Raw genomic sequence first — 23,973 nt, 5'->3', positions numbered from 1 at the left:
AGCTTCAAACGTCCATGATTATTGCTCGTTCGTCCAAAGTGGAGGATGAAAATGGATCCGCTGACGGAAATTCTGGGGGATTTCAGCATCCGCCAGGCAACCTTCACCCGGCTGGAGGCGAGCGCGCCCTGGGCCTGGGCCTCGTCGGGAGAGCCGGTGGTGAAGTTCGTGCTCGTCGTGCGCGGCTCCGGCATCCTGACGACGGACAGCCATCCGGAGCCGATCGCACTGCGCAGCGGCGATGTCTTCATCATGCTGGATGAGGAGCCCTACCGCATGTACGACCATGAGGATTCCCTGCCGATGCCCTGCGTCGAGGTGGAGAGGCTCCGGGTCGGAAACCGGATCGAGGTCGGCGGCGGCGGGGCCGTCACCACCTTCGTCAGCGGCATGTTCCAGATGGACAGGCTGGAGGCGCGCCCGCTCACGAAAGTCCTGCCGCCGCTTCTGCACCTGAAGCTCGACCAGAACCGCAGCCTGGCCTTCCAGTCGGTGCTGGAGCTTCTGGCGGCCGAGACGGAAGCGCCGGGCCTCGGCTCGGATGCCGTCATCGCCCGGCTGTTCGAGCTGCTCTTCGTCCATGCGGTGCGCGCCTATTCGGCCATGCCTGGCGGGCCGACGCGGAGCTGGCTTGCGGCCATCGGTGACGCCAATCTGGAGCGGGCGATCCACGCCATGCACGGCGAGCCGGAAAAGGACTGGACGGTGGAAACACTCGCCCGCCTCTCTGGCATGTCGCGCTCGGCCTTTGCCGCGCGGTTCAAGGCAGTGGTCGGCCAGAGCCCGCTCGATTATCTCACGGGATGGCGGATCTATCGCGCAAGCCGCCTCATCCAGGATCAGCAGCTGCCGCTTGCCGAAATCGCCCGCGCCGTCGGCTATGAATCGATCGCCGCCTTCAACCGCGTCTTCAAGCGGGAAACGGGGGCGACGCCGGGGGCCTTCCGCCGCGACGGCGGATTGCCGGCGGCAAGCCACATGGCAGAGCGGAGCCCGCCGAACTTTCTTTGATCCGCAGCGTTCCGGATCAAAGGAGTTCACCATGTCCAGACGCAGATTCAGGAAACTCACCCATCGCCTTCTCGGCCGGTTCGACGAGGTTCAAACCCTGCTCGACCAGATCGAGGGCAGCGCGTCGAAGCTGCGGACGGCCTGCGATGACGAGGCCGAAGAGGAGGGCCTCACGCATCCGGCGGTGCAGCCGCCGCAATGGCCGCGGCATGGAGCGCCTCCGGCCGTCTTGTAATGCCGCTCAAGGGCGCCCGCATTGGCCGGCAAACAGACCCGCATGCGCGGCAAACAGCGCACTCAGCCTGTCGATGACGGTTCGCACTTCGGGCCGCTGGCGCTCATCCTCGTGCACGGTGATCCAGATGTCATAGGTCAGGCTGTCGATCACAGGCCCGGCGCGGACGAGACCGGGGTCGGCGTCGCCCATGAAACAGGGCAGCAGGCCGCGGCCGGCGCCGCCGCGGATGAGGTGGGGCAGCATCAACGGCGTGTTCGTCCAGCTGGTGATCCAGTGGTCGGGCTGCTCGAAGGTCCATTTGTCGGCGGGTGTTGTCGCAATCTCGGTTCCCAGTGAAATCCAGTTGTGATTGCCGGCGCTGAAGGTGGCGGCCTGATAGGCTGCGTGGGCGACGGAGAGGGAGCGGCGCGTGGCGAAATTGCCGCGCTCCGGCCTGCCGTGCATCAGGGCGAGATGGGCCTCGCGATAGGTCAGGTCCTGGCCGGTGTCGAGCGCCTTGTAGCACATGCGGAATTCGTCTTTCGGGCTCCAGACTTCGGATAGATGATCGGCGATGAAGCGCAGCGTCCAGGCATCGGCACCGGTCGAAACGATCGGCAGGGTCAGCACGTCGGCGCGCCAGTCCGATATCGCCTCGGCCGCTTCCTGCATGACGAGAACGCGCTCGAACAGCATCTCGCCATCGCTGGCCAGCAGATAGCCGGTCGGGCCGCGCCGGAAGAGCGTGCGTCCGGTCGCCCGCTCCAGCGCCAGCATGCGCCGCCCGATCGTCGGGGCGCTGAGGCCCGTGCGCGCGGCCGCACCCGTCAGGCCGCCCGATGTCGCGACATGGAAGAAGAGCTGCAGGTCATCCCAGCTTGCCTCTTTCACGGATGAAAACCCCCTTTTATCCGCGCGTCTACCTTTGCCGGGCTCCGCGCCTTAGCTCAGTTGCATCTGTCATAGATGGAGGCAGGATGATGCTTCTCAACTGGATCATGCTCACAAACGAGCTTCACAGGCATAGCCGCCGGCAGAGGAAAGACCCGCTCGCCGATCCGCTCGATGCGCCGGAATGGGATGGCCTGCGCTGGGCCTTGCCGCTCCTCAGCCTGGTGGCGCAGAGACCCCACAGTGTCGACCAGGTTCAGCCGCGGCTGCCGCTGTCTGCGCGGATCAGATCGATCAGCGCCCGAAGTGCCGCGGAAGTATTGCGGTTGCGCGGGTAGTAGAGGCAAAGGGGTGAGGAGCCCGTCACCCAGTCTTCCAGCACCGTCACAAGCCTGCCGGTGGCGATCGCCTCGGCGGCGATCGCCCGGGAAATATACGCAAGCCCGATGCCGGCGATGGCGGCCTTCAGCATCAGCGACTGGTCGTCGAGCGTCAGCGCGCCCGGCACATCGATCTCCAGCGTTTCGCCATTCTGTTCGAATTCCCAGCGGTAGATGCCCCCGCCCGATGCCCGCGAGCGGATGCAGCTGTGTGCGGCAAGATCGAGCGGCGTGCGCGGCGCCGGGTGATCGGCGAAGTAGCCGGGCGCGCCCACCACGCAGAAATCGAGACCGAAGGGCAGGGGCACGGCCACCATTTCGGCCGGCACGGATTCGGCGAGCCTGATGCCGGCGTCGCAGCCTTCCAGCATCACATCTACCAGCCGGCTTTCGCTCGACAGCTCCACCTGTACGGCCGGGTGGCGCGCCATGTAGGCCTGTATCAGCGGTGTCAGGATTTCATGGGCGCCGGTGACCGAGCTGTTGATGCGCAATGTGCCGGAGGGACGCGTGCCATGGCTGCCGGCAGCCTGCATGGCCTGTTCGATGGCGGCCAGCGAAGGGGCTACGCTGGCGATGAACTCCTCGCCGGCGGAGGTCAGCGAGACGCTGCGGGTCGTGCGGTTGAAGAGGCGGATGCCGAGCCGGTCCTCCAGCGCGCGCACATTGCTGCTCAGCGCCGTCGGCGACATCGACAGCGCATCGGCGGCGGCGCGGAAGCTCAGATGCTCGGCAACTGCGATCGCCGCCCTGATTTCGGTGAAGCCACCGCCCTCTACTGTGCGGAATATCGGCACGGTTCGTCCCGATTTAAACGGCTAATCGGGATAATCTCTAGCGCCTATTCTTGTCTCATCCAAGATCGTGAAATGGAGAAAGACAATGGATATGCAGCTTTCCGGCAAGCGGGCTCTCGTGACCGGCTCGTCTTCGGGGCTCGGCGAGGCGATGGTGAAGATGTTTGCGGCGGAAGGGGCTGCCGTCGTGGTGCACGGCCGCGACCGAGCGCGCACCGAGGCTGTGGCCGGGGCCATCGTTTCGGCCGGCGGCAGGGCGGATGTGGCGATCGGCGACCTCGCCGATGACGAAGGGGCCGAAGCGGTTATCCGCCAGGCGCTTGCCGGCGGCGATATCGATATTCTCGTCAACAATGCCGGCCATTACCACCATCTCGACTGGCATTCGGCAACACCGGTCAATTGGGTGGAGACCTATCAGATCAACGTCGTCTCGGCCGTCAGGATGATCCGGGGATTGGTGCCGGCAATGGTCGGCCGCAGCTTTGGCCGGGTCATCCAGATCGGTGGCGGCCTGGCCTCGCAGCCGATCCCGATGCAGCCGGATTACGAAGCGTCGCTTGCCGCGCGCCACAATCTCGCGGTCTCGCTGGCGCGGCGGCTGAAGGATACGGGCGTGACATCGAATGTCGTGTCGCCCGGCGCGATCCTCGTGCCGGCCGTGCGGGATCTCCTGGAAAAGATCGCGCCCGCGCATGGCTGGGGCGATCGCTGGGAGGACATCGAAAGCGGCTGCGTCAAGGACATGGTGCCAAACGATATCGGCCGTCTCGGCCGTCCCGATGAGATCGCAGCTGCCGTCATCTATCTCGCAAGCCATCATGCCGGCTATATCAGCGGCGCCACGCTGCGCGTCGATGGCGGCACCATCCGCTCGGCTTTCTGAAGCCGGGACGCTTTCATGGCGGCGGCGCGCACGAAGGTGGCCGTCAGCGCGCCGCGCCGAAGAACCGGGTGAAATGCGCGATGACGGCATCGGGTGCTTCCTCGGGAATGAAATGACCGCAGGGCAGGGCTTCACCCTCCACCTGTTCGGCCCAGGCCCGCCAGGGCTCGAGCCCATCCCTGCCTTTCAGCGTGCCGCGCTCGCCCCAGAGCATCAGGAGCGGCATGTCGAGCTTCCAGCCGCGGTTCTTCTCGTCGAGCTCGCGGTCGATCGTCCAGCCGGCGCGATAGTCCTCGGCCCAGGTATGGACGCTCCGCGGGTCGCGGGCGCAGGCGAGATAGTCGGCGAGATTTTCTTCCGGAAAGATGAAGCCGGGTGCGGATTGATGCGCGAGAATGTAGCGCACGAACCATTCCGGGTCACCGCCGACAAGTTTTTCCGCCAGTCCGTCCGGCTGGGCCAGCATAGACCAGTGCCAGGCCGAAACGGCCTCCTTCGCGCCCATCCGCGCCCACATGTCGGCCGTCGGGATGACGTCGAGGCTTGCAAGGCGCGTGACGGTTTCGGGATGATCGAAAGCAAGGCGGTAGGCGACGCGGGCGCCACGATCATGGGCGCCGACGTCAAAGCGCTCGAAGCCGAGTGCGCGCATGGTGGCGATCTGGTCGCGGGCCATGGCGCACTTGGAATAGGTCTCGTGATCGGCGCTGCCTTCGGGCTTGTCGCTGCGGCCATAGCCGCGCAGGTCGGGAATGACGACGGTGAAATGCGCGGCAAGGGCAGGCGCGACACGCGACCAGCACATGCGCGTCTGTGGCCAGCCGTGCAGCAGCAGCAGCGGCGGGCCGTTTCCGCCGACAAGCGCGTCGATCTCCAGGCCATCGCCCGGGAGGCGACGCTGCTGGAAGCCTTCGATGAGACCTGCGGACATGGTGTTTCTCCCTCGCGTGCAGGGAGAACTCGCAAGGGCCGGGTTTGGTTCAAGGATGGATTGCCGCGCGCGCCCTCAGGCCGCGGCCTCTTCCCGTTCGACTGCCCGCCGTGCCCGCACCGCCGCGGCGATGAAGACGCGGGAGAGGCCGTGATAGAGCGGCTCGCGCGAGAGCAGGCGGGAGGTGAGGTAGCCGAGCATGGCGACGGACATGATGGGGATGACGGCCTGGTGGTCGCCGGTCATTTCCAGGATGATCACGAAGGCCGTCATCGGCGCCTGCACGACGCCGGAGAAATAGCCGGTCATGCCGAGGATGGCTGCCAGCGCGATGCTGGTGCCGAGAGCCAGACCGACCGTGCTGCCGAAGCCGGCGCCGACGGCGAGCGAAGGGGCGAAGATGCCGCCCGGAATGCCCGAGAGCATGGACAGGAAGCTCGCCACCAGCTTGCCGGCGAAGAAGAGGAGCGGCAGCGGGTGGCCTTCGACGGCGCTTCGCGCCTGTTCGTAGCCGGTGCCGAAGGTCGTGCCGCCGAAGGCGATGCCGATGCCGGCGACCGCCAGGCCGCAGAGGCCGGCAAGCGCCACCATGCGCGGCAGGGGCTGCGGCTGCGCCCAGCGGCGGATGCGCTGGCCGAAATGCAGGGCAAGTCCGCTGAAGCCGGCGCCGAGCGCGCCGCCGCCGATGCCGCAGGCGAGCACGAGGCCCCAGTCGCTGAGGCCAGCCGGCGAAACGGAGGCCTCGCCGAAATAGTTGTAGCTGCCGGCAAGCCCGAGCGCTGCGAGACCGGAGAGGATGACGGCGGTCAGAACGACGCCATTGGCGCGCGATTCATAGGTGCGGCTCATCTCCTCGATGGCGAAGACGATGCCGGCAAGCGGCGTGTTGAAGGCGGCGGCGATGCCGGCAGCCGAGCCGGCCAGGATCAGGCCGCGGGCCTGCGCCATGCCGCCGAAACGCGCCACCGCCAGCATGATCGACGCGCCGACCTGCACCGTCGGTCCTTCGCGGCCGATCGAGGCGCCGCAGAAAAGGCCGAGAACGGTAAGTGCGATCTTGCCGGCGGCGATCCTCAGCGAAAGCAGCCGCGAGCGGTCTTCCTCCTCGCGCAGGTGACGGGCGGCAATCGCCTGGGGAATGCCGCTGCCCTGCGAATTGGGAAACAGTCTGATGGCAAGGAAGGCCGAGAGCATGAAGCCGAGCGGGCTGACAATGAGCGGCAGCAGGAACGACCATTCGCCCGATGCCGTCAGGCCGGCAAAGGCCCTTTGCGCGAGATCGGCAAGCCTGGCAAAACCGACGCTGACAAGGCCGATCGCCAGCGCCCCGCACCAGAAAACCAGCCGTGGCCGCCAGAGCGAGAAGGATCCCCAGATGACGCGGGAACGGCGAAGCAGCCGGGAATTGCGATAGGGAAGCGGCATGGCGGACTCGGGAGGCGATTTCGGGGGCAGCCCCGGTATAGACCCAAATCCTGCCCGATATCACCCGCTGATTTAGCGGAATTGCATTTGAGCTGCGGCCGGCAGGGCGGGGCTGCCGGCCTGCCGTCTCACGCCGCCTTCTTCGCCAGCAGGTCGCGGATCTCCGTCAGGAGCTGCACATCGGCCGGCGGCGGGGCGGGCGGGGTCTCTCCGGTCTTTTCCTGGTGCTCCACCTGCGCGCGCAGGAAGTTTACGCCCTTGACCATCAGGAAGATGATCCAGGCGAGGATCAGGAAGTTGATGACGACGGTGATGAAGCTGCCATAGGCGAAGACGGCGCCCTGGGCGCGGGCGGCCGCAAGGGTCGGCGCATTGACCGTGGAAGAGAGCGGGAAAAAATAATTCGAGAAATCGAAGCCGCCGAGGACCGCGCCGACGACGGGCATGATGATGTCATCGGTCAGAGACTTGACGATGCCGCCAAAGGCGCCGCCGATGATGACGCCGACGGCCAGGTCCATGACGTTGCCCTTCGCAATGAATGACTGGAACTCACTGATAACGCTCATTTTCTATCCTTCAGATCTCAGGGGGGCTTTGATCCTAACGATAGGGAAGGCAGGCGGTTCCGTGGGCGCGGCCGTTTTTTTGGGCGGGCAGCAGCTTACGTGCCCTCGTCGGGAATGTTGAGGATCTCGCCGCAGGCCTTGCAATGGACGGCATCGGCATCGTGGCGCTGCAGGCCGCAGCGCGGGCAGGCGAAGGTGACCTTGTGCGGGCGCACCACCGCCTGGGCCAGCCGCACGAAGAGCGAGATGCCGACGATCATCGTCACGACGGAGGTCAGCTTGCCGAGCGTTCCGGGCAGGGTGATGTCGCCGAAGCCCGTCGTGGTCACGGTCGCGACGGTGAAATAGAGCGCGTCGACGAAGCCTTCGCCGCCCGGCTGGTTGTAGAAGAAGGAGGTGTAGACGAAGCCGGTGACGAGGAAGAGGAAGACCAGGAAATTGATCACCGCGCGCACGACATCGAGCGCATAGCCACAGCTCATCCGGCGCAGCGCCTCCTTCAGGAGCGGACTTCGCCCGATCGCCCAGAGCCGCATGACGCGCAGGAAGGCGAAGTTGAAGAGCGCATCGGGAAAGAGCAGCGTCGCCAGAACGATGAAATCGATCCAGGTCATCGGCCGCAGGATCCAGCTGCGCAGCGAGGGGGCCGCAACGGCGCGCGCCGCGATCTCGGCGGCGATCCAGACGGCGATGACGTAATCGATGACGAGATAGGTGGGGGCGGCGCGGAAATAGGGTCCGAGCACGAAGAAGGCGAGGATGGCGATGTCTATGACGGTAAAGATGAATTGCAGCAGCATGGCCTTGCGGCCGTCGCCCCGCTCGATGCGGCGCAATCCCGCGCGCAGGCTCTTGTGATGCGTGTCGTCGTCGAAAAGATGATCCATGACGGCGAAATAGCTCGCGTATGACGGGTATCAATAGGCGAGGCTTTCGCGGGGCGCGGAAGCTTGAGTATGGATCAAGCGGCGCCTTCACTCTGGCTGTTGTCTGACACTTCGTAAAATAACTGGCTTCTATTTTTGAGAGCGAGACTGCGCTGTCGTAAAGGCATTTTCCGGCCTTCGGTTGCAGTTGCCACCAAAGGCCGCAGTCGGTCCGAAGCGGACTTCCGATTGCCCTAAATCCGAAAAGTGATATCCGAACTTACGCAACTTCAATAGCGTTGGACGGAGTAGGAAATGAGTGATTTCAGTTGCTGGTTTTGCAAGCAAACGATCGACGAACACGACGTCAAAGCGGTGGCAATTGAAATTTCAAATCTTTGGTTTTCGGGAGAAAATCAACCCATCCAAACTTTTTGGGCTCATTCAAAGTGCGCACAGCAAAATCTTAGCGGCGGATACAATTTCGACCCTGACGACCTCATCAACCCACAGTAATCATACTTGGATCGAGCGATACCGTAATGACCGCTTCCGGCGCAAACCTGCCAATGACGCAACTTGGTTTGGTGGCAGTTGCTACCGAACTCCGGAATTTTCCGCCTGCGGCCCCGACGTTGAGCGTCTCATGACTTCCGGAGTGTTTAGGGTCTTAAATGGCGACAGAGCGCGACGAGATTGATGCACTCAAGAGAGCGATGCGGAAATCAGGAGGCGACAAGGTCGGCCCTTGGGGTGTCAGGCGCAAGAAAAGAGATCCGCGCACGCCGCCTTGGGAGGTGTCATATGACGAATATCCAAACCATTGGACCTACATTCGGCTGATCAAGGATTTCTTCAAGATCATGAGGGCGCTCTTTTCGCGGAAAAATGGCGCTTGAGGTACATGTTCGGTCGACTGAAGCCTTCGAACTTACGGTCATCCGAAGAATTCGACGCTGGTCGCATCTCACCTGGAGTTTTCCGGGCACTTTCTCGAACGGAATAAAGATAGATTTTCTGACAATGCCGATGGGATCAAGGCGGCGCCTGACTTAGGGATCAAGGCTGCGCCTTGACCTTGGGGTAGTGGGTCGCTGGATCAAACATTGATGCACGGGGTGCATCAGTGTTTGACCAGGGGGTCATGGCCCCAGTTCATCAGCGAGTAGCGCCAGGGGGAATGCTCCTTGTCCTTTTGCGGCCCGCCCTGGGCGAGATGGCGATGCACGTAGCCGACGACTTTGCGCATGTGGGCATAGTCGGCCTCGGTCAGGTCGGCCTTCTTCTTGTGCCTGATCTCGCCGATCCGGCGGCCGGAGTGATGGCCGATCGTTTCGTCGCCGCCTTCCTCCTGCCAGCCGTTCGCCTTGCTCTCGTCGGTCGCCAGCCATTTCTCGAGCGTGGCCGGCGTCATGTTCACCGCCTTGCGGAATTTCCTCCACACCTGCTCGCGGTCGCTTGGTTCATGCTCATGCTTTGCCATGGGCTTTTCTCCGGACCCTGCGCAGTTCGTCCCTGTCGATGAAGTTATCCGTCGCGCCGGCCTCTTCGTCCGGATGGGAGATCTCCACATCCAGCTCTTCGGGCAGGTCGAGCGCCTGCTTGGTGTTCATGATGCCGAGCGGCACGCGGCCTTCCTCTGTTCTGGCGGCGACTTCGACGAGCGGTTTTGTCTTACGGGCCATGAAATATTCCTTTCTACTGAAATGGGAACGCGGGGCGGAGTCGCCTGTTCCATGAAGGTTGAGGATTGCGTCGGCCAATGTGCGGGCCGGTGTTGCGGCCTGCCGCCCGCAGCCTCGTCATCCGGCCCTTCGGGCCGCGTGCGCATCCGCTTACCCGCTTCCGTCTCGAAGGAACCAAACGGGCAAACTTCCACGCACCCACGTCGCTTCCGCCTCGGGAACAAACAGTATTCGGTGGCGTTCGGTTCTCGCGAACACATTCAATTCACGGAGGATTTTCAAATGGGTCGCGGTATTCTTCTCTGGCTTCTGGGTATCCCGTTGCCGATCGTCATCCTGCTCGTGCTCTTCATGCGATAGGAGGCTGCCATGTCTCTTGCTGAAGAAAGAGTCATCGCCGGCAATCGCACGGGTGTGATGCCGGTCGAATCCTCGAAGCCTGCCATTGCCTGGGGCCCGATCGTCGGCGGCGCCGTGGCGGCGACGGGCATTACGCTCATCCTGCTGCTGCTCGGCTCCGGCGTGGGGTTGACGATGGTCTCTCCCTGGTCGGGCGAAAGCAGCTCGGCCGCGACAGTCGGCATCACTGCGGCGATCTGGCTTGTCGTCGTCCAGTGGCTGTCGTCGGCGCTCGGCGGCTATCTGACCGGGCGTCTGAGGACCAAATGGGCGGTCATCCACACCAATGAGGTCTTCTTCCGCGATACCGCGCATGGCTTCCTCAGCTGGGCGCTCGCGACCGTCTTCGTCGCCGGCTTCCTGGCGTCGTCGCTGACCTCGCTTGCGGGTGCCGGCGCAAGTGCGGCCGGCCAGGCTGCAATGGCCGCCGGTGTGGCAGGCGGGTCTGCCGCGGCAGCCTCGGCGTCGGATACGGATACGGCCGGCCCCGGCATGGCCACGGCCTATTTCACGGACGCGCTGCTGCGGCCGCAGAATATTTCCAATCGCGCCAGCGAGGATAATGGCGCGGCCACGGCCGAGATTTCCCGCATCCTGCTGCAGGGTGCTGCGAACGGCTCGGTGCCTGATGGTGACAAGACCTATATTGCCGGCATCGTCTCGGCCCGGACAGGGCTTTCCGAGGCCGATGCCCGCGCCAGGGTCGATACCGTGCTGAAGCAGATCGACGATGCCAAGGTTGCGGCACAGGCTGCCGCCGACAAGGCCCGCAAGGCTGCTGCGACCTCGGCGCTGATCGGCTCGCTCTCGCTGCTCGTCGGCGCCTTCATCGCCGCTGCGGCCGCCGCATTCGGCGGGCACCAGCGCGATGAGGAAGAGGACCTGATTGCGACCGGCCGCGGACCGCTCGTGTAAAAGCCGCTCGCATGAAAGAAAGGCGGCGCCCGGTGAACGGGCGCCGCTTCATCCTGCCGATACTCGGGCCGGAGGCCTTGAGAAGCGTCAATTCCGCGCCGGTGGCATAACGCAGCTCTCGTCGGCTATACTGCCGACAGGTTCTCGGAGTTCACATTGCCGCTCCCCCAAAAGCTTCGAGGCCTTTGAAGCAGCCCAACCATTCAGTCTTACGCGCGAGAAATATGCCCTCTACGTCCATCCTCCACGACATTCCCGGAGGCAAGCCGCTGCTCGAGTGGTTCGGGCGCGTACCTCGCTTCCACGATGCCAATCTGCTTGAGATCACCTTCTCCGGTAACGGAGCCGGGCTGCTGCGCATCCACGCCTGGAACATGACCGACGAAGTGGATGCCAAAGGCTACTTCGTCCTCGACAAACACGCGATCGTCACTTTTGCACTTGAGGGCGTAAGCGCGGTCAATTGTACTGATTTCGATGTGGTACCGGGCATCATCTTCGGAATGGAGATCACCAAGGTGGACGAGCATTTCCGCATTGAGTGGGATTCAAGCTGCGGAGTGGCCGGCTTCGTCACTACCAGGCACATACGGATCGACCTGGTGCCGGGCAAACCCGACTGAGACGCTCTTCGAGACAGGTCCTCAGAAAGACGCGACGGCCCTGAGGCCGAAAATCGCCGCGTTCTGGATCCGTGAATTCGGCTTGTCGGGATCGGCTGCATTGCCGCCGGGACGGATGACATATTGGAAGAATGGCTGCGCCGTCATCCATGGCGTGACGGCCGCCTGATAGGTAGCTTCGATGACGGCTTCGGAACTCGGCACCGGCTGAGATGTCCCGTTGAAGGCATTTTCGGCCTTTACCTGATCGGACATGCCCGAGCTCATGCTGGCATAGGCAAAGCTGATCCCGGCGGTATCGTCGTCGCGGCCCGGCAGAAGCCCCTTATAGGCAAGGCCCATATCGAAATACCAGTTCATGCTGTTGCGCTCCTGCTGCGGCGCCACGGCAATCCGGAAAAATCCGTTGAGCCCGTTGTCCGAACTACCCGGCTCCTGCCAGAGCGTCTGGTCGACGACGGCATAGACCGCGAAATTGCCCGAGAGCCGGCGCGGGCTGCCGCTCGAGAGCGGATCGGCGAGCGAAACGCCGTTCGATGCCGTGGTCAGGCTGTCGAACTCTTCGGAATTGTACCAGGCGCCGATCTTGTAGGTGCCGGGCAGGCCGGTCCCGCCCTTTGCGGGCATATAGGCATAACCTGCCTCGGCGATCGCCAGGACGCCATCGCCCAGCGGAAATCCCAGTCCATTGGCATTGCCGTCTGGGTCGGACCCGGTCGGGCTGCCATTGAAGACGGCGGCCTGCAGCGTCCAGGCATCGTCAGGCTTGACGATGATCTGCGCGCCGGGAACGGCGAAGGGATAGGCCGGTCCGCCTCCGGGAAGATCGGCGGCAAAGATGCCCGGCCATCCGAAGGTGGAGTTGACGAAAAGGCTCGCCGTATTGCTGATCGCGAAATTCTGGTCCGCAAGGATCTGCCCGAGCTTGACCGTCACCTTGTCGTCCATGAGGCTCTGCGAGAGATAGAATTCCCCAAGCCTGAAGCCGGGATCGGCTTCCACCGAGGTGACCGTCAGGAGATTGCCGATATCCTTGCCGGACAGGCCCTGGCCCTGGATCGCATAGCCGGAAATATGGATGGCGCCGCCGGTCCAGCCGACCAGCCGGTCCATGTCGAAATCGCCCTGAAGCTGGAAGACACCGTCATAGGCCGTCCCGCGTTTCAGGCCGCCGGAGACATTGCCGAGCACGTCACTGGTCTGGGACATCGTGAAGGTGACGCCCTGGTCGCGCAGCCAGTTGCGGTAGCCGTGCCAGTCGCCGGTCAGTGTCGTATCCGCGTAGGAGGGCGGTGCCGCATCGTCTGCGCGTGCCCCGGCGCCATGGGCGGCGATCGCAAGTGCAAGAACGGCGCCGGGTAGCTTCTTCATTCGCGTCCCTTTTCCGGAGGCTCTGATTTCGGGGGATGCGCAGGCGCTGATCTGAAGCGTCTGTGCGCGAACATAAGCTCGCTATAGTTGGAACGATTGCGCGGTAGGGCAAGTTCGTAGCACGGCACTCGAGCAAATAGGTAACCAAATCCGGCCAAGCGGCATCAAGCTGCATTGCGACGGGCATAGTTAGCAGCTCGGAGCTTCCCACGATCCCGCTTCGCAACGAAACCAGCCTCGGTCCTTGCACCACGACTGAGCGCCGGGCTGGTGCCCGCCCGCCGTCCCCACACACGGCCCTGTGGTTCTGCATACTCCTGAAGGTGCAGATAATTCACATACAACGGATCCGTACCTTTGATGATGTATTTACAGAGGGTTTTTGCGGTCTCTGGACAAACGGGTTCTACCTTCACATCGTAACGACGTACATTCCGATGCGCTCGCTCGATCCATTTCAGCCGCTTCTTGTCGAAATCAGCTTGCAGGGCGGGAGGAACATGTACGACCCAGTTACAGTGGGCATGGCCGTCCGGATTTTCGTGAGTGTAGACGTACATGGGAGGCAGGGCGAAGCCGTGGAGTTGCTTGGTGCGACGGTTCAGCCAGTCGCGGTATTTATGTCTGACCGCCCGGAAGATGTCGCCCGATTGTTCTGCGCTCTCGCTATCGAAATTGATAACAAGGTAGTTGTTTAGGGGGCAGCCAAGCCAGGCAGCGAAATCAAAAGCATGACAGATATTTTCGGCGGGGTGACGGTTTAGGACGTCAGTGTAAATTCCATATTCGGTTTTGGGCACGTTCCAGCCACCATAACTTAATACGAATCAGCGTCCCCCTCTTGGTTGATGAGAGCTGCTTTGGAACATATTGGCAACATCGGCGCCGCATTTTCGCGGCGAAATTGCACGTGATCCACAAATAAGTGCTATGCCGCGTTCCGGCGAAAATTGGGGGAATGTTTGCGAGCGGGAGAAAGTGTCCTGCTCGAAAAACAGGCGGTCATGCGTCACATTGTGTTGTCGGCGTGGTCTGATCGACCGACTGCACCAATGCCAGCTTCAGCAGATCGAAACTGCGTTTTCGACTACGTCGGAGATTTCCGGTTTTTCACTGAGGATGAGACTAGAGGGGCGGGGCGCACGGCGCGCGACCGCTATGCTCGGGCTTGTAAAGATTCAAAGAACCGTCCCGGCGCATTGACGCCAATAGGATGAGCGCGCCAGCGTCGGGGCGGCAAGAGATTGCCTATGGTGCGGTTTTTGGCGGTACCAATTCCCGCGCACCTTCCGCAAACGTCATGATGGATGTGATCTCTTCAGCGAGTTGTCGGAGAGCCGACCTCAGGGCCGGGCGACATGCCAGACGCCTTCGGCGCCGTCGCCATGGACGTCTCCCGGCTGGGAATCGAAGTGATAGGTATAGAGCGGCGCGCCGTTATAGGCCCACTGGGTGACGCCCGTCGGCCGCGTGATGACGCTCCAGGGGCCGGAAGCCTTGGCGCCGGCCGGTGCTTCGAACGGAGGCCAGGCGAGAGCGCAGAGCAGGGTGCAGTCGGACTTTCCGGGCTGGTCCTTGTCGAAGGTGTAAAGCGACAGGCCATCGGCATCCGTCAGCAGCTTGTGCTGTCCGATCGTTGCGACGGCAGCGGGCGACATGGTCTTTGCCTCTGCGAGCGGTGCCGACATCAGGGCGAGGCCGAGGGAAACGAAGAGGGTTCTGGTCATTGCAGACATTTCGAGGTCCTTTCTGTTGTTGCTCCGTGCCTGAACGGGGGCATGCGGCACGGGCGGTGTAGGGTTGGGGAGGGTTTCAGTCTTGCGGGCAGCTAACCCTTGGCGGCAGGTGCCGGCGGCACCGGCAGAATGATTTCCGAAGCAACCTTCCAGTCCTTTCCGACATGAATCCAGTCGATGATCATCAGGAAGGGCTTGGGCGTCCCGTCCTGGCCGGCATAGGAGACGGTGATGTTCATCGGCGCGTAGGATTCGGCCACATCAGGCGTCAGGCCGACGACCTTGAGTTTCGTGTAGTCCGGCTCGAGCACGACCGGGCCGGATGTGCCGATGTCGTGCAGTTTCTGGTCGATCGCTTCGTTGCCCCAGAAACCTGCCCAGTTTCCTTCGGCGGGAATGGCGCTCTTGGCGACGAGGAGGGCAGAGGGCGATTGCCAGAACATTGCGTGCAGGCCCTTGAAATCGTGCCGGTTGGCGAGATCCATCAGCCTGGAGAACTGCGACCTGATCTGGTTGGCGGCTCGATCATTCAGCGGTTCCTTGCCGGCGGCAAGCGAGGGCACGGCGGAAACGGCAAGCGCTGCGGCGGCGGCCAGCACTGTCTTGTGCATGCGGTTCTTCTCTATGCGGATTTGAGGATGGCGCGGTCGGGAGGGAGGGGATGCCAGGGATTTCGCGGAGCGGGGATGGGGGATCGGCTGCAAGGGCGCGTGGCCGTTCATGCGCTGACAGGGCGTGTCTCGATCCATGGCCAACCATCCGCTATCCAGGAGTGACTGTTCTTCCGTCCCATCAAGATCACCGCGTTGGCCGGGATTTGTAACTATACGAAGGTCGAGAAAGCGGTAGATGAAGAGGTGAGTACAAAGTTCGGTGAACCCGACGTGATCGGCGCGGGACCTGCCCGCGCCGGACTTGCCCGCGCCGGACTTGCCGAGGCCGATCCCTATCGCCGTTCGGCCTCCATGGTCACCGGCCGGAACATCCGGGCGAAGAAAGCCTTGTCGGGCAGGCGGCGAAGCAGGGCGGCGATGGCCGCGCAGGCCGCAACCGCAAAGACGAGCCGGCCGGTCAGGACGCCGTTGAGGTCGGCGCCGAGCGACATCACCACGATCGTGTCCTCGATGACGCTATGGGCAAAACCCATGAACACGCAGGAGAGAAAGATCTGGCGCGGGGAGATCGCCCCCGATTGCGCCTCGCGGATCAGCAGGCCGGCGCCGTAGGAAATGCCGAGGAACAGGCCGATCGCCGTCAGTTGTCCGGCCTCGCCGCGGATGCCGGCAAGGCGAAGCACGGGCGAAAGCGCCTTCATCATCCATTCCATGAGCCCGGTCACCTTGAGGATCTCGAGCATCCATGAGAGGGCAAGCAGGATGACGAGCATCCACATCATGGTCTCGGCAAGACCCCAGAGGTAATCGGCCCAGCCGGGTGTCGCGCCCATCGGCAGCCAGACGGGATCGACCGGCGCCGACAGCCAGCCCGTTGCCGAGAGAACATGGTGCAGCATGAAGGCGTAGAGAAGGCCGCCCGCGATGCGCAGCACCGTGGTCGCGATCATGCCCGGGCCGGCTTTCTGGATGATCTTCTGCTCGATCGGCAGGCCGTGCGCAAAGAGGATCAGGGCCGAGAAGACCGTCACGTCCGCGACGCTGAGCGAGGATGCGGGAACGAGGGTGAAGACGAGCGGGACGGCGCCCCAGATCCCGACCAGCATGCCCGTCAGCCAGGCAAGGCCCAGTTCCGGCGGAAGCCCGATCAGGTTCATGACCGGCGCGAAGGCGGGTGCTGCCGCCTTGACCAGGCCCATCCGCGACAGGATCTCGGTCAGGATTGCGATCGGAACGGTGATGCGGACAAGCACCCAGTAGATGGCGAGTGTCTGGCTGGTATTGCGCTTCACGAAGGATAGGAACGACATCGGAGACCCCTTTTGTGGTGCCCCAATCTGCTAGACCCGTTCGCTTCGAATTTGCGGTCAAAGATTGCAGTGCCTTGCAATTTTATTGCAAATGCCGGTGCGGCCACTATGCTCCGGGAATGGATCGCATCGACCGCAAACTCCTGAACCTCATGCAGCGCGACGCGTCGCGCACGAATATCGACATGGCCGACGAGGTGGGTCTTGCTCCTTCCAGCTGCCTGCGCCGCCTGCAGCGGCTGCGCAAATCGGGTGTCATCGACCGCATCGTCGCGATCCTCAATCCGGCAAAGGCAGGGCGCGGGATCAAGGCGCTGGTGACGGTGGAACTGAAGCTGCATGGCGAGACGCATATGCGCCGCTTTCTCGATATCGCGGTCGCCGAGGAGGCGGTCTCGCAAGCCTATTCCGTGACGGGCGAAACCGATGTCGTGCTGATGCTGCGCCTGCGCGACATGGAGGAATTCGATACGCTGTGCGAACGGCTTTTCCGCGACGAAAACAATGTCGCCCGCTATTTCACCATGATCGTCATCCGCACGGCGAAGGAGGAAACGGCCATCCGGCTCTGATCGGCCTGCCGCTCGCCGGCGAGGGCCGGCCGGAGGCAGCCACCCCTTGCAAAATCAAGCCGCTGCACACAGTTGATGGGTTCCTGCGCCGGAACTTTCCGGGCGTGTAATCTTGTGTGACGGGAGAAGAATGCAGCAGCGTATCAAGACCTGGCTGAACCAGTATGAGCCGATGACGCTCATCACCTTCGCATGCATCGCCGGCGGCCTTTTCCTGCTGCAGCGGCTGACGAGCGAGGTGCTGGAGGGCGAAACGCTGGGCTTCGACCAGACGATCCTCTTGTGGCTGCGCCAGCCGGGCGATCTCAGCCTGCCGATCGGCCCGTCATGGCTCACCCACGCGATGGGCGACATTACCAGCCTCGGCGGCGTGACCGTGCTGACGATCCTGACCGCGCTTGCGACCGTCTATCTGCTGCTCGACCGCAAGACCGGGATTGCCGTCTTCCTGTTTCTCTCGGTCCTGTCGGGCTGGCTCGCCAGCACGGGGCTCAAGATCATCGTCGCCCGCGCCAGGCCCGATATCGTTCCGCATCTCGTCGATGTCAGCGACATGAGCTTCCCGAGCGGCCATGCGATGGTCTCCGCCGTCACCTATCTCACGCTCGGCGCGCTGCTCGCCCGCACGCAGCGCTACCGCGCCACACGCATCTTCGTCATGGCGGCCGGCATCTTCCTCGCCGTCATCATCGGCCTCAGCCGCATCTATCTCGGCGTTCACTACCCGACGGACGTGCTGGCCGGCTGGGTCGCCGGCGCACTCTGGGCGCTCGGCTGCTGGCTGGTCTCGAAGCGTTTCGTTGTGCGGGCGAATGGTGAGGGGCAGGGTGGGGGCGCGTGAGGGTTCTTATGGAGGCCTGGTAGGCTGCTTTTGAACGAGGCGCCACCCCAACCTCCCTTGCGTGTGGGCCGAGGGTATCTATTGTCGACGAATGCCGGGAGGTTGGGAGTATCTAATGTCGGCAGTGCCTTTCTCAAAGATTTCAACGCCGCTCAACACGCTGTTCGCTGCAATCGGTCTCTTGGTCGTTGCCGCGCTGACGACTGAGGGCCTTACTGGACAGGAGAGGCTTGTCTTTGAGCTGCTACTTGCGGCAATTTGGCTGGCCTATGTTCTCCAATTGAGCGGAACATTGCTTTCACGGCGCCACCGCCTGTCGGGCGGGATGCCGGCCCTCGTGATCGATTTGCTCGCGGTTCTGGTTCCTGCCGCTGCATTCTTGTTCGTTGGGTCCCGTGATCGAAACCTCTATTGCGCCATTTGGCTTCTCAAGCCGTTGCGCGACTCGACCTTTTTCAGGCTGCTGGCAAAGGTGGTCGCGAATGAATCGCGCAATCTGCTTGGCGTGACATCGGTGTTCGGCATCGTTCTTTTTGGCGCTGCGTTGGCCGGTTATGTCATCGAGCGAGACGTCCAGCCCGATAGGTTCGGCAGCATTCCGCAGGCGATGTGGTGGGCGGTCGTGACGCTGTCGACGACCGGCTACGGTGACGAGATCCCGCAGAGCCTTGCAGGTCGAGTTCTGGCCGGATTGGTGATGATGAGCGGGATTGGTATTTTTGCACTTTGGGCCGGCATCCTCGCCACCGGCTTCTACGAAGAGGTTCGCCGCCAAGACTTCGTTCGCAACTGGCAATTGGTCGCTGCCGTACCCCTGTTCCAGAAGCTTGGTACCGCTGCACTGATCGAGATCGTTCGGGCGTTGCGACCGCGCATTGTCCCCGCAGGTGCCGCGATCTGCCGCAAGGGCGATGTTGGCGATCAGATGTTCTTCATTGTCGAGGGGCGGGTCACCGTGGCGACACCCGACCATCCAGTGGAACTCGGCGCCGGAAACTTCTTTGGCGAGATGGCGTTGATCAGCGGCGAACCGCGCTCAGCGACGGTCAGCGCAGCAACCGAGGTATCGCTGCTGTCGCTCTACGCCGTGGATTTCCAGATGTTGTCGAGCAGTAGTCCTGACATCGCGGAGACCATCCGCAAGACGGCGCTGGAGCGGCGGGGCGGGCCGGCGAAGGAATAATCCAAGCCGGTGGGGGTTACGCCTTGACCGGCTCATAGCGCAGAATAACTGCGCCGGCCGAATTGACTTGGCGAGCGAGGTTTCTGTCCGAGCGTGTAGCCCCGTCCTTCGTACCCCCGCCGGGGAGAAGGGGATGCCGCACCGTCTCGGCGATCTCAAAGGCATCGTGTGGCAAGTCCCCTCTACCCAGCGGGGAGAGGGTTAGGGTGAGGGGGCCGCAGCATGTGGGCTTGGCATTACGGTGGGTGCCATACACCGGGTCCCTATCACATCGGAGTGTGGCGACGAGATCCTTCAATCTGGCGGCGAGGGCGAAGATGTGCGATTATCCGCCAAGGCGACTGCTGACATCCAGGCAGACGCCGGGGCAAGTATTTCATTGCTGGCCATCGACCCTTCGATAGCGGGTACGCCTGTCGCCACTCTATGGCGAGCAGTCAGCGCGGCATTCAAATAGCCAACATACCCGATCTCCTGCAACGCCATGCCGCGAACTGTCACGACATCAGATCGTCTTCGGCCGAGAGGATGGGCATCCTTCTGCTCTGGGAAGCAGTGCCAACGGGGCCGAGCGACGAGCAAACTCAACGGAGGATACACGATGAGTACCATGAGAAACCTTTGCTTTGGTCTGCTGGCTTCCGCATGCGCAACCGCGCTGGGTGCACCGGCAGTCGCTCAGCAGCAGTCAAAACCCAACATTCTTGTCATCATGGGCGACGATGTTGGTTGGTTCAACATCGGTGCCTACCACCGGGGCATCATGTCCGGGAAGACGCCGAACCTCGACAAGCTGGCGTCCGAGGGCATGATGTTTACCGACTATTATGCCGAGGCGAGCTGCACTGCCGGCCGGGCGAGCTTCATCACCGGTGAAATCCCGTTGCGCACCGGCCTGACGACTGTGGGTCAGGCGGGCGCAGATGTGGGCATGCCGGACAAGGCCGCAACCATCGCCGCCGTCCTCAAAACCGAGGGCTACGCCACGGGCCAGTTCGGCAAGAACCATCTCGGCGATCTGAACAAGTTTCTGCCAACTCTCCATGGCTTCGATGAGTTCTTCGGGTACCTGTACCATCTCGATGCCATGTCGGACCCCTACTGGTATTCGTTCCCGGATGACCAGTCGTATCGTGACAAAGTCGGGCCGCGCAATCTGGTGCACAGCTTTGCTACGGACACTGATGACGCGACCCAGCAGCCGCGCTGGGGCAAGATCGGCAAGCAGAAGATCATCGACGAGGGCCCGCTGGCGCCATACCCAGATATGTCCAACGTGCCGAACATGCATGACGTAACGCCCAAGGCCAAGTACGACATGGGAACGTTTGACGAAGTGCTGGTCAAGGCTTCCTGCGACTTCATGGACAAGGCCAGGACCGAAGGAAAACCGTTCTTCGTCTGGCACAACACGACGCGCATGCATGTCTGGACGTTCCTGTCTCCCAAGTACCAGGCTTTGATGAACAGCCAGACGAATTATGGTCTCGAAGAAGCCGGCATAGCGCAACTGGACGACAGCGTCGGTGCCATCCTGAAATGCGTTGAAGATGCGGACGAGACCGACAACACCATCGTCGTCTTCACGACCGACAATGGCGCAGAAGTCTTTACCTGGCCTGACGGCGGCATGACCCCGTTCAAGGGCACCAAGGGTACTGTGATGGAGGGTGGCTTCCGCGCACCCGCGATCATCCGCTGGCCGGGCAGGGTCAAGCCGGGCACGGTCGAGAACGGTGTTTTCTCCGCCCTGGATTGGTTCCCCACGCTGGTGGCGGCGGCTGGCAATCCCAACATCACCGACCAGTTGCTGAAGGGCGTGAAGCTGGGTGATACGACCTACAAGAACCACCTCGACGGCTACAACCAGATGGACCTGCTGGAGGGCAATTCGCCGTCCGCACGTCATGAATTCTTCTACTTCGCCGGCCCTGCTCTGGGTGCTGTACGCATCGACAATTTCAAGTTTCAGTTCTTTCAACAGCCGCAGGGTTGGCCCGGCGGAAAGGTAACGACTGATATGCCCACCATGGTCAATATCCGTCAGGATCCCTTCGAGAGAACACCGTCGATTGGCGAACAAAGCCTCAATGACCTGGGTGGAGGCTACATGAATGACTTCTTTGCTCGCGAGTTCTGGCGCTTCGTGAGTGTTCAGCAGGAAGTCGCCAAACTCGCCCTCACGGCGGTCGACTACCCGCCAATGCAGGATCCGGCCTCCTTCAACCTGGATGCTGTGAAGAAGCAGATAGACGCGGCGATCAGGAACAAGCCAGGCAACTGATCGAGAACGGGTCAAGACGACGGGTGGCCCGGAAGGGCTACCCGTCTGTTCTTTGGGCGTTTGTAATCGGCGGATGTTTTCTAAAGCGTGTCGCGACCTTTCAGATTCGCTTGCCACGCTTTAGGCTCTTGTTTTCGCATGTCGTCGCAGCAAAACCGCTGCACACTTTTGCGCGACATGCTTTAGAGCGCCGTGCGTCCATTCGGACGCACTAAGGACGCCCTACCTCTTTGAATCTACGCATCAGGCTTTCCGAAAATCGATTCCGATTTTCGGGCAGATGCTGTCAGTTGGAAGGAAAGCGAAGCGTGATGCCGAGGCCGGGATGGCGATCGGCGAGCGTGATGCGGGCGGCGTGCAGGTCGGCGATTGCCTTGACGAGGCTTAAGCCCAGGCCGCTGCCCGATGTCGTGCGGCTCTTGTCGAGGCGGTAGAGGCGGCGGAAGACGAGCTCGCGCTCGGCTTCGGGAATGCCGGGGCCGTCATCGGAAACATCAGCCGCAAAGCCATCATCGCCGGCCTGCAGGGCAAGGGTGATCCTGGTCTTCGGCGGGCAATGGTTGATGGCGTTTTCCACGAGGTTGACGAAGAGCTGGGTCAGCAGTTCCCGGTCGCCATTGACCATGCAGGGGGAGGCGGGCCTGGCGGCGAAGTCGAGCGACTGGCCGTTATCCTCGGCAACGCCGCAGTAGATTTCCGCAACGGAAGCCATGATGTCGCTGATGTCGACCGGGCGGAAGCGCGCCTTGCGGGCGCCGGCCTCGATCTGCGAGATGCGCAGCAGCGCCTCGAAGGTGGCATTGATGCGGTCGCTTTCCTGGCGGGCGTCGATCAGCAGCGGCCGGACATCCTCGCCGCGCCCGCCCTGTTCGATCGCCTGCTCGACGGTCATCTTCAGGCGGTTGAGCGGCGTCTTAAGGTCATGGGCGATATCGGCGCTCACCTGCCGCATGCCCTCGACGAGGGCCGACAGCCGGTCCAGCGCCTGGTTCATGTGGGCGGCGACGACATCGATATCGTCGCCATTGCCTTCAAGGGGAATGCGCCGCGCAAGATCGCCGGCAGAAACATCGCTCATCGCCCGCTCGATACCGTCGAGCCGGCGCTGGGCGCGGGCGGCGAGAAAGGCGCCGCCGCCGCAGGCGAGGAGGACGATACCGCCGGTCGCCCAGCCGAAACTCATCAGCGCGATCCGTTCCAGATCCTCGGTTTCGGCGAAGCTCTCGCCGACGATCAGCCGGTTGCCGCCGACGGTGCCCGCCAGAATGCGGATGCGATCATCGCCCTTCTGGCCGATGTCGCCGGACTCGATGGTCGAAAGGCCGTCTTGCGCCGCAAAGGGCGAGACATTGCCGGCAAGCCGCTTACCCTTGTCGCCCGAGAGCAGGAAAATGCTGTCCTCGGCATTGTTGAGGCGGGCATAGGCTGCGACAGCGGCGACGAGGTCTTCGATATCGGCCGGTGAATAGGTGGAGGCGACGACCGAATAGGTCTCGCGCACGGAATCGTCGAGCGCCTGGGCCAGATCGCGCTTCAGGAGCTGGTAGGTGATGATGCCGGCCACCAGAAAGGCCAGGATGAAGAGCAGGCCGAAGGCGAGCGCCAGCCGGAAGGGCGTGCTGCGCAGCAGCCTGGAGCTTTTCCCGGAAACGGCTTTTTGTTTCAGCATCGGATTGTCCGAAAACCGCTGCACACTTTTCGGTCCGATGCTCTTTTCCTTCAGCATCGGATTTCCCGGAGACTAGCGCGGCGCATGCAGGCTGTAGCCGGTATTGCGCACGGTATGAAGCAGCGGAATGTCGAAAGGCTTGTCGATCTTGGCGCGCAGCCGGCTGACATGGGTTTCGACGACGCTGGTCTTCGGATCGAAATGGAAATCCCAGACGCGTTCGAGCAGCATGGTGCGGGTCAGCACCCGGCCTTCGCCGCGCATCAGCACTTCGAGCAGGGTGAATTCGCGCGGCTGCAGCTCGATGGTCTGGCCCTGCCGCGTCACCTGCCGGCGCACCAGGTCGAGTTCGAGATCGGCCACGCGCAGCACCGTCTTCTGGTCCTGCACGGGCGGGCGGCGCGCCAGCGCATTGACGCGGGCGAGCAGTTCGGAAAAGGCGAAGGGCTTGGTGAGGTAATCGTCGCCGCCGGCCTCCAGCCCTTCGACGCGGTCGTCGACGCCGCTGACGGAGGTGAGGAAAATCGCCGGCGTGCCGATCCTTGCGGCGCGTACCGCCTTGATCAGCGACAGCCCGTCGAGGCCGGGCACCATCCTGTCGACGACAAGCACGTCATATGGCTCCCGTGTCGCCTGGAAAAGTGCGTCGCGCCCGTCGTCGATGACGTCGCAGACGTGGCCCGCCTCGATCATGCCGCGAGCGACAAAATCGGCCGTCCTTTGATCGTCCTCGACGACGAGAATGCGCATGGCCTGTCCAAACCTTTCACGATCGGAAGATTACTCTCACGCCGCACA

26 protein-coding genes are annotated in these 23,973 nt (G+C 62.7%); 11 read left to right on the top strand and 15 right to left on the bottom strand.

The genetic code is table 11. The features are described 5' to 3' along the window. Positions 1–51 precede the first annotated feature (51 nt). On the top strand, positions 52–1,011 hold the full coding sequence (locus tag LVY75_22630; protein XAZ21619.1) for an AraC family transcriptional regulator: 960 nt from the start codon (positions 52–54) through the stop codon (positions 1,009–1,011). A 31-nt stretch (positions 1,012–1,042) separates the two neighbouring features. Beyond that, positions 1,043–1,246, top strand: coding sequence for a flagellar biosynthesis protein FlhA (locus LVY75_22625; protein ID XAZ21618.1), 204 nt, complete (start codon positions 1,043–1,045; stop codon positions 1,244–1,246). A gap of 6 nt (positions 1,247–1,252) precedes the next feature. Here the strand turns inward: LVY75_22625 and LVY75_22620 are convergent, their stop codons facing one another. Both LVY75_22620 and LVY75_22615 read right to left on the bottom strand, forming a co-directional pair. Next, positions 1,253–2,119, bottom strand: a complete 867-nt coding sequence (locus tag LVY75_22620; protein XAZ21617.1) for a LysR family transcriptional regulator — start codon at positions 2,117–2,119, stop codon at positions 1,253–1,255. A gap of 256 nt (positions 2,120–2,375) precedes the next feature. Then, a complete protein-coding gene (locus LVY75_22615) occupies positions 2,376–3,296 on the bottom strand; it encodes a LysR family transcriptional regulator (protein XAZ21616.1) in 921 nt (306 codons plus the stop codon). Positions 3,297–3,381: 85 nt separating this feature from the next. On the opposite strand from LVY75_22615, the gene LVY75_22610 reads away from it, so the two are divergent. Beyond that, positions 3,382–4,182, top strand: a complete 801-nt coding sequence (locus LVY75_22610) for an SDR family NAD(P)-dependent oxidoreductase (protein ID XAZ21615.1) — start codon at positions 3,382–3,384, stop codon at positions 4,180–4,182. 43 nt (positions 4,183–4,225) lie between these two features. Here LVY75_22610 and LVY75_22605 read toward each other — a convergent pair whose 3' ends face one another. From LVY75_22605 to LVY75_22590, 4 genes are all read right to left on the bottom strand, one after another. Further along, on the bottom strand, positions 4,226–5,113 hold the full coding sequence (locus LVY75_22605) for an alpha/beta hydrolase (protein ID XAZ21614.1): 888 nt from the start codon (positions 5,111–5,113) through the stop codon (positions 4,226–4,228). A 75-nt stretch (positions 5,114–5,188) separates the two neighbouring features. Then, positions 5,189–6,538, bottom strand: a complete 1,350-nt coding sequence (locus LVY75_22600) for a chloride channel protein (GenBank protein XAZ21613.1) — start codon at positions 6,536–6,538, stop codon at positions 5,189–5,191. Between the two features lie 128 nt (positions 6,539–6,666). Beyond that, positions 6,667–7,107, bottom strand: a complete 441-nt coding sequence (gene mscL / locus LVY75_22595; GenBank protein XAZ21612.1) for a large conductance mechanosensitive channel protein MscL — start codon at positions 7,105–7,107, stop codon at positions 6,667–6,669. Positions 7,108–7,202: 95 nt separating this feature from the next. After that, positions 7,203–7,994, bottom strand: coding sequence for a potassium channel family protein (locus LVY75_22590; GenBank protein XAZ21611.1), 792 nt, complete (start codon positions 7,992–7,994; stop codon positions 7,203–7,205). A 294-nt stretch (positions 7,995–8,288) separates the two neighbouring features. Between LVY75_22590 and LVY75_22585 the strand changes: the two genes are divergently transcribed. After that, positions 8,289–8,489 (top strand): hypothetical protein, encoded by a 201-nt coding sequence (locus tag LVY75_22585; protein ID XAZ21610.1) that lies wholly within the window; start codon positions 8,289–8,291, stop codon positions 8,487–8,489. 158 nt (positions 8,490–8,647) lie between these two features. Further along, positions 8,648–8,872: a hypothetical protein gene (locus tag LVY75_22580; protein ID XAZ21609.1), complete on the top strand. Its 225-nt coding sequence runs from the start codon at positions 8,648–8,650 to the stop codon at positions 8,870–8,872. Between the two features lie 224 nt (positions 8,873–9,096). Here the strand turns inward: LVY75_22580 and LVY75_22575 are convergent, their stop codons facing one another. Beyond that, the gene (locus LVY75_22575; protein XAZ21608.1) at positions 9,097–9,456 is read right to left on the bottom strand and encodes a DUF3140 domain-containing protein; all 360 of its coding nucleotides are present in this window, start codon (positions 9,454–9,456) and stop codon (positions 9,097–9,099) included. Then, on the bottom strand, positions 9,443–9,658 hold the full coding sequence (locus LVY75_22570; protein ID XAZ21607.1) for a hypothetical protein: 216 nt from the start codon (positions 9,656–9,658) through the stop codon (positions 9,443–9,445). Before LVY75_22570 ends, LVY75_22575 begins: the two co-directional genes overlap by 14 nt. 369 nt (positions 9,659–10,027) lie before the next feature. Here LVY75_22570 and LVY75_22565 point away from each other — a divergent pair, with 369 nt between their 5' ends. Both LVY75_22565 and LVY75_22560 read left to right on the top strand, forming a co-directional pair. Further along, a complete protein-coding gene (locus LVY75_22565) occupies positions 10,028–10,972 on the top strand; it encodes a hypothetical protein (GenBank protein XAZ21606.1) in 945 nt (314 codons plus the stop codon). A gap of 224 nt (positions 10,973–11,196) precedes the next feature. After that, entirely contained in the window at positions 11,197–11,595 is a 399-nt protein-coding gene (locus tag LVY75_22560; GenBank protein XAZ21605.1) for a hypothetical protein, read from the top strand. 21 nt (positions 11,596–11,616) lie between these two features. On the opposite strand, the gene LVY75_22555 is transcribed toward LVY75_22560, so the two are convergent. The 5 genes from LVY75_22555 to LVY75_22535 form a co-directional block, all read right to left on the bottom strand. Further along, positions 11,617–12,966 carry a carbohydrate porin gene (locus LVY75_22555; GenBank protein ID XAZ21604.1) on the bottom strand — a complete coding sequence of 450 codons (1,350 nt, stop codon included), beginning with the start codon at positions 12,964–12,966 and terminating at the stop codon, positions 11,617–11,619. 164 nt (positions 12,967–13,130) lie between these two features. Next, positions 13,131–13,766, bottom strand: coding sequence for a hypothetical protein (locus LVY75_22550; GenBank protein ID XAZ21603.1), 636 nt, complete (start codon positions 13,764–13,766; stop codon positions 13,131–13,133). A gap of 543 nt (positions 13,767–14,309) precedes the next feature. Further along, on the bottom strand, positions 14,310–14,702 hold the full coding sequence (locus tag LVY75_22545) for a hypothetical protein (protein XAZ21602.1): 393 nt from the start codon (positions 14,700–14,702) through the stop codon (positions 14,310–14,312). Positions 14,703–14,794: 92 nt separating this feature from the next. Next, entirely contained in the window at positions 14,795–15,313 is a 519-nt protein-coding gene (locus tag LVY75_22540) for a hypothetical protein (protein XAZ21601.1), read from the bottom strand. A 335-nt stretch (positions 15,314–15,648) separates the two neighbouring features. Beyond that, entirely contained in the window at positions 15,649–16,626 is a 978-nt protein-coding gene (locus LVY75_22535; GenBank protein ID XAZ21600.1) for a nucleoside recognition domain-containing protein, read from the bottom strand. Between the two features lie 119 nt (positions 16,627–16,745). Here LVY75_22535 and LVY75_22530 point away from each other — a divergent pair, with 119 nt between their 5' ends. The 4 genes from LVY75_22530 to LVY75_22515 all read left to right on the top strand — a co-directional run bounded on the left by LVY75_22530 (position 16,746) and on the right by LVY75_22515 (position 21,506). Beyond that, positions 16,746–17,198, top strand: a complete 453-nt coding sequence (locus LVY75_22530) for an Lrp/AsnC family transcriptional regulator (protein ID XAZ21599.1) — start codon at positions 16,746–16,748, stop codon at positions 17,196–17,198. Positions 17,199–17,328: 130 nt separating this feature from the next. Then, a complete protein-coding gene (locus tag LVY75_22525; GenBank protein ID XAZ21598.1) occupies positions 17,329–18,039 on the top strand; it encodes a phosphatase PAP2 family protein in 711 nt (236 codons plus the stop codon). A gap of 115 nt (positions 18,040–18,154) precedes the next feature. Continuing rightward, the gene (locus LVY75_22520; GenBank protein XAZ21597.1) at positions 18,155–19,222 is read left to right on the top strand and encodes a cyclic nucleotide-binding domain-containing protein; all 1,068 of its coding nucleotides are present in this window, start codon (positions 18,155–18,157) and stop codon (positions 19,220–19,222) included. Positions 19,223–19,823: 601 nt separating this feature from the next. Continuing rightward, positions 19,824–21,506 carry an arylsulfatase gene (locus LVY75_22515; GenBank protein ID XAZ21596.1) on the top strand — a complete coding sequence of 561 codons (1,683 nt, stop codon included), beginning with the start codon at positions 19,824–19,826 and terminating at the stop codon, positions 21,504–21,506. 286 nt (positions 21,507–21,792) lie between these two features. On the opposite strand, the gene LVY75_22510 is transcribed toward LVY75_22515, so the two are convergent. Together LVY75_22510 and LVY75_22505 are read right to left on the bottom strand one after the other, a co-directional pair. Continuing rightward, positions 21,793–23,175, bottom strand: a complete 1,383-nt coding sequence (locus LVY75_22510; GenBank protein XAZ21595.1) for a HAMP domain-containing histidine kinase — start codon at positions 23,173–23,175, stop codon at positions 21,793–21,795. A gap of 72 nt (positions 23,176–23,247) precedes the next feature. Further along, the gene (locus LVY75_22505; GenBank protein ID XAZ21594.1) at positions 23,248–23,925 is read right to left on the bottom strand and encodes a response regulator transcription factor; all 678 of its coding nucleotides are present in this window, start codon (positions 23,923–23,925) and stop codon (positions 23,248–23,250) included. Between the last annotated feature and the right edge of the window lie 48 nt (positions 23,926–23,973).

Source organism: Sinorhizobium sp. B11 (assembly GCA_039725955.1).
Classification (GTDB): Bacteria; Pseudomonadota; Alphaproteobacteria; order Rhizobiales; family Rhizobiaceae; genus Rhizobium.
This window is presented reverse-complemented; position numbering and strand designations above follow the sequence as displayed.